At 69.2% G+C, this 4,356-nt stretch carries 6 protein-coding genes; all 6 read right to left on the bottom strand.

Features of this window, described 5'->3' with window-relative positions:
* Positions 1-14 precede the first annotated feature (14 nt).
* The gene (locus tag J1C73_RS14995) at positions 15-335 is read right to left on the bottom strand and encodes an SH3 domain-containing protein (protein WP_207316816.1); all 321 of its coding nucleotides are present in this window, start codon (positions 333-335) and stop codon (positions 15-17) included.
* 181 nt (positions 336-516) lie between these two features.
* Positions 517-1,260 carry a hypothetical protein gene (locus J1C73_RS15000; RefSeq protein WP_207316812.1) on the bottom strand — a complete coding sequence of 248 codons (744 nt, stop codon included), beginning with the start codon at positions 1,258-1,260 and terminating at the stop codon, positions 517-519.
* Positions 1,261-1,277: 17 nt separating this feature from the next.
* Entirely contained in the window at positions 1,278-1,976 is a 699-nt protein-coding gene (locus tag J1C73_RS15005) for a hypothetical protein (RefSeq protein ID WP_207316813.1), read from the bottom strand.
* Positions 1,977-1,994: 18 nt separating this feature from the next.
* The gene (locus J1C73_RS15010) at positions 1,995-2,480 is read right to left on the bottom strand and encodes a hypothetical protein (protein WP_207316814.1); all 486 of its coding nucleotides are present in this window, start codon (positions 2,478-2,480) and stop codon (positions 1,995-1,997) included.
* Positions 2,477-3,019 carry a DUF4913 domain-containing protein gene (locus J1C73_RS15015; RefSeq protein WP_207316817.1) on the bottom strand — a complete coding sequence of 181 codons (543 nt, stop codon included), beginning with the start codon at positions 3,017-3,019 and terminating at the stop codon, positions 2,477-2,479. The genes J1C73_RS15010 and J1C73_RS15015 overlap by 4 nt, the downstream gene beginning before the upstream one ends.
* Before the next feature lie 239 nt (positions 3,020-3,258).
* Positions 3,259-4,014, bottom strand: coding sequence for a DNA-methyltransferase (locus tag J1C73_RS15020; RefSeq protein ID WP_207316815.1), 756 nt, complete (start codon positions 4,012-4,014; stop codon positions 3,259-3,261).
* Positions 4,015-4,356: the final 342 nt, after the last annotated feature.

Here is a 4,356-nt window from a genome sequence, read left to right on the forward strand (position 1 = left end):
CGGCTGAATTCCTGTCAGTCCAGGCACATTCGGACGTCGCGGTAGACGTACGTGCCGGAGACCCAGCCCTTGACGCCGGTCGACTTGTCCGTGATGTAGAGCCAGTTGCCGCTCTTCTTGGCCACGCTGAACTTGTGGCTCTTGTAGAGCACGCCGAGCGCTGTGGACTTCGAGCTGTCCTTGGACCGGATGGTCACGGCCTTGGCGTGGACGGCGTACGGGAGCGGCGGGAGGTTCTGGCAGCTGACCGTGGGAACGGCCGTTGCCGCGGTGGGTACGGTCGCCGCGCTGGCGGTGGTGGCGGACAGCACTGGCAGAGCGAGTGCGCCGAGCATCGCTGCGGAGATGGCAATTCGGGTGGAGCGCATGCGGAAGAAACCTCCGTGAAGGCATAGGGATTGCGTGGAATGGCGCCGCGGAAGTTGTCCCGGCGGCTGTATAAGAGTCCGGAGAATCGCCGGTTTGGCTAACCGGCGATCGTCGGCTATGTTCCGGCGCCCGCGTCGGCCTTGGCGCTCAGCGCGAACGGCCGGGCGGGCGCGGAGCAGGGGCCTTCGCCACACCGGCCGGGCGGCTGGCTGCGGCTGCCGGGCGGACCGGCGGGAGAGGACCGACCTCGCCGGTAAGCCGGTCGTCGCACCACTGCCGGGCTTCGCCCACCGTGTCGAAGCCGCCCTCGCGCAGGGTGTGCGTCCACGCGTCGGTGTCGACCTCCTCGACAATGACGCGGAACGGGCTGGGGGCTCGCTCGTCCAGGGCGCGCAGGGCTACGACGGTGACCATGTCGTCCGGGTCGTCGGCGGTGTAGGAGTAGCCCATGGCGTAGTGGTCGCCGTCGCCCGCGAGGCGTCGCTCCAGCGCGCGAGTCACCTCGTCCGCCGGCGGTGGTCCCAGCTCCGGGTTGAGGCCGATGGCATCGTGCGGGCAGCCGCGGTGGATGAGCCAGGACTGCGCCATCGCGGGCAGTGGCAGCAGGGCCTGCTCGAAGTCGAACGTCTCCTTCTCCTGGTCCCGCTGTAGGTGAACGGCGACGTATTGCGGCATGCCTGGGTGCCCGTAGGTGGCGGTGCGGTCGAAGAGGACGCAGTAGCTGTGCGCGCCGTCGTGGTGATGGGCGAGGGGGACGAGCATGTCCTCGTGGACGCCGACCTTGCGGTAGAAGTCGAGGTATTTCTCCTCGTCGGCGTCGAAGTCGTCCAGCTCGAAGTCGACTTGGGGGATGGACTTCCGAGCCGGCGCCGGTTCGGTGGGAGACAACAAGGGCCTTTCGGAGGAGTTCAGCGCCGATGCGCCGGGGTGGACGGAGATGTGCCGGGTCGGGCCGGGACCTTCGGCGCCCGGGTCGTGGGCGCCCGGCGGGCGGCGAACAGCGCGGCCCGTCCAACGTCGGTGAGGGCGACTGGCTGGCCGGCGTGCACGGGGTGGTCGGTATCCCGGACGACCAGGCCGGCGTCCTCCAGACGCTGCAGCTTGGCGTGAGGGATGCGAGTGCCGGAGGCGACGGTGACGGACATCCGGCCCGTCAGCAGGTGCTCGTGCAGCTTGGCGCCGCCGGCGATGGCGAGCAGCGCCGCCTGGTCGTCCGTCGAGAGCTGCTTCACACCGGGCGCGGAGGCCGCCGCAGCGGCCTCGATGGGCTCCAGGGCACCGAGCACCTTCCGGGCAGCGGCATCCCGTGCGACGGTGGCCTCCTCCAGCTGGTCCACGGCGCGGTCGATACGCGTGAACAGGGCGTCATCGACAGGGAACTCGCCGCTGGACAGGCGGATGAGGAGGCGGAGGTAGAAGGTGACGCCGGTCTGGGTCTTGGCCAACTCGCGATGCTGGTCGACCAGGTGGGCATGTGGCTCGTCGAGGACACCGCGGTCGCGATAGGCCCACAGGGTGTCGATGTCGTGGCCGGTGACGGCTTCGAGGCGGTGGTCGAGCGGGGAGACCGCACGCCGGGCTGGTGTCGGCGCGGGTTCAGGGGACATAGGCGACGCTCCATGCGTTCAGCGGGTGTGATGGTGCGCGGGGTTCTGTGCGGGACGGGGCAGACCCGGCAGCGCGGTGGACGGTGGACCGGGCCGGGGCACGGGACCGCGGGTGGTCAGCTGCGGGGAGCGGGAGCGTGCTGCGTGGGTGCGGGCACTCAGCGGCCGGCGGGTCATCCCCAGGCGGCGGCCGACCTCGTCATAGACGTCGTTGCCCGCACGCGGCCGGACCGCGACGACGTGGATCTCCTTCTGGTACGCGGACTCCGCAGGCGCCGGGCGGACGCCGTAGACGACGCGCCAGTCCTTCCGGGAGTCCACGAACAGCTTCCGGAACCCCTCCAAGTCACCGTCGAGGCGCAGCCCGAAGCGCTGCGCGTTCACGACTTCCTGCAGGTAGGCGAGGGTGAGATCGCGGATATCGCCGGGAGCCTGCAGGAGATCGGTCAGCGCGCGCGGGTCGAAGCTCAAGCCGAAGCCGGGCTGTCCCTGTCCCGCAGTCATGACGTCGGCTCGTCCGGCTCGGCGGCCTCCGCCGTGGCCGCCGTCTCCGTACGCACGGACGGCGGCGGACCGGGCAGAAGACGGTGCGCCGGCCGCTCGGGGGAAGTCATACACGCCGACAGCGGCCCGCCCGGTGCGCGGATCGCCGCAACGGCGTGGGTGAGGAAGTCCCGGTGCCACACGAACAGACCGGAGAGTCCGGCTTCGGGGTCCTTGTGCTGCTGGTAGGCGAGCCACAGGGCGTGGAGCCAGGCCACGACGTCGTCGTGCTCCTGCCACTGCAGGCACCAGGGCGCCGCGGTGGTGACCTCCGCCCCGTACACCGGGAGGAAGAAGTCGTCGACCCAGTCCGACAGGGCGTCGAGTTCGTCTTCGCGTTCTTCCCCGTCGAGTTCCAGGATCGGGCGGGGCTCCGGCGGAGCGGCGGCAGGCGGCCCGCCGAGCCCCGGCATGCCGAACGCGGCGAACGGCGATCCGCCCGGCTCCGGGGCGGACGCGAGATGGTCGAGCTGCTGCGCCTGTTGCGCCGACTGCTCCATGAGCCGTCGGACGCTCGCCTCGATTCCCTCCAGCTGCGGATCGGGAATACGTACCGGCTCCAACTCCCCACCGTCAGACGGTTTTACGGATTCGGGCATGAAAAGTTCGGCCTCCTACGAGACGCGGAATGAGAGGAAGACGGAAACGCCGACGCCGGAGCGGCCAGCGAGTTGCAAGCCCGCTTCGTCGGATTGCCAACTAGGGCGCCGGTCGCCTTGACGGGAAGCGCGCTCGCGGCTCAGACGGTGAGAATCACGTCTTCTTGGGTGAGGGTCTCGCGGATCGTCTCGGTGAGCCGGTCGGCCGCAATCGACGCGTAGTGCTCGGTCTTCTCCACGCCGATGAAGTCCCTGCCTTCCAGCAGGGCGGCGACGCCCGTGGAGCCGGAGCCGGCACAGAAGTCGAGCACCGTGCCGCCCTCGGGGCTGATCTTGACCAACTCCCGCATCACGGAGACGGGCTTCTGGGTGATGTGCTGGCGCTTGGACCCCGACGGCTGCGAGGCGCTGTAGAGGCCGGGGAGATAGACCGGGTTCGCGGCGGCGTCAATCTTGCCCTTGGCTCCCCAGACGATGTACTCGCAGTCCTGGCGGAACTTGCCCTTCTGCGGCCTGGCCTGCGGCTTGTGCCAGGTCAGGATGCCCAGCCACAGCCATCCGGCGGCCTGGAAGGCATCCGTCGTAGCCGGCAGTTGGCGCCAGTCGGTGAACAGCAACGCTGTGCCGCCCGTCTTCGTCATGCGGTGCGCCTCGGTCATGATCTGGGTCAGCCAGAGCGTGTACGAGCGCTGATCCATGTTCTCGCCGGTGAAGTCCGGCAGGGCGTGCTGGGCGTCAGCGGAGGTGTACTTCTGCTTCGCGGAGCGGGTGGTGCGCTCCTTCGCGGTCCTACCGCCCGAGTTGTACGGCGGATCGGTAATGACGGAGTCGACGCAGCCGTCCGGAAGGCCGGCGAGAACACTGAGGGCGTCGCCCTGGTGCAGAGAAAAAGGCAAAGAGGAACCCCTATTCGGGTGCGGAGTCGCAGAGGGAATTAGCCGCCTCGCACAGAAGTCCTCGCGGGCCGGAAGTGGGCATGCAGAAGCCCAGGGCCGCAGACCGAGGAGGGCGAGGGGGAGTCCAAAAACTGTAGAGGCGAATCCGCCGACGACCAAGAAGTGCGTTGCTGAGGTGCCGGATTCCGATACCTCACGCCCACTTTTTGGTCAACCGCCGATCCGCGCCTACTGTTTTTGAACCGCCCGGCGCACACCGCCGCTGGCTACTTCCCGCCACATCTCACGGAGGTACCCCCTGCCCCGGCACACCTAGCTCACGGCCCGGCCACGCGGAGCGAG

Source organism: Streptomyces laculatispora (genome assembly GCF_017353455.1).
Taxonomy (GTDB): Bacteria; Actinomycetota; Actinomycetes; order Streptomycetales; family Streptomycetaceae; genus Streptomyces; species Streptomyces laculatispora.

What these genes read in the sequence shown, in the direction of transcription:
- J1C73_RS14995 (WP_207316816.1), bottom strand. Translation starts at nt 335, where the DNA reads ATGCTCGGCGCACTCGCTCTGCCAGTGCTGTCCGCCACCACCGCCAGC.
- J1C73_RS15005 (WP_207316813.1), bottom strand. Translation starts at nt 1,976, where the DNA reads ATGTCCCCTGAACCCGCGCCGACACCAGCCCGGCGTGCGGTCTCCCCG.
- J1C73_RS15010 (WP_207316814.1), bottom strand. Translation starts at nt 2,480, where the DNA reads ATGACTGCGGGACAGGGACAGCCCGGCTTCGGCTTGAGCTTCGACCCG.
- J1C73_RS15015 (WP_207316817.1), bottom strand. Translation starts at nt 3,019, where the DNA reads ATGGAGCAGTCGGCGCAACAGGCGCAGCAGCTCGACCATCTCGCGTCC.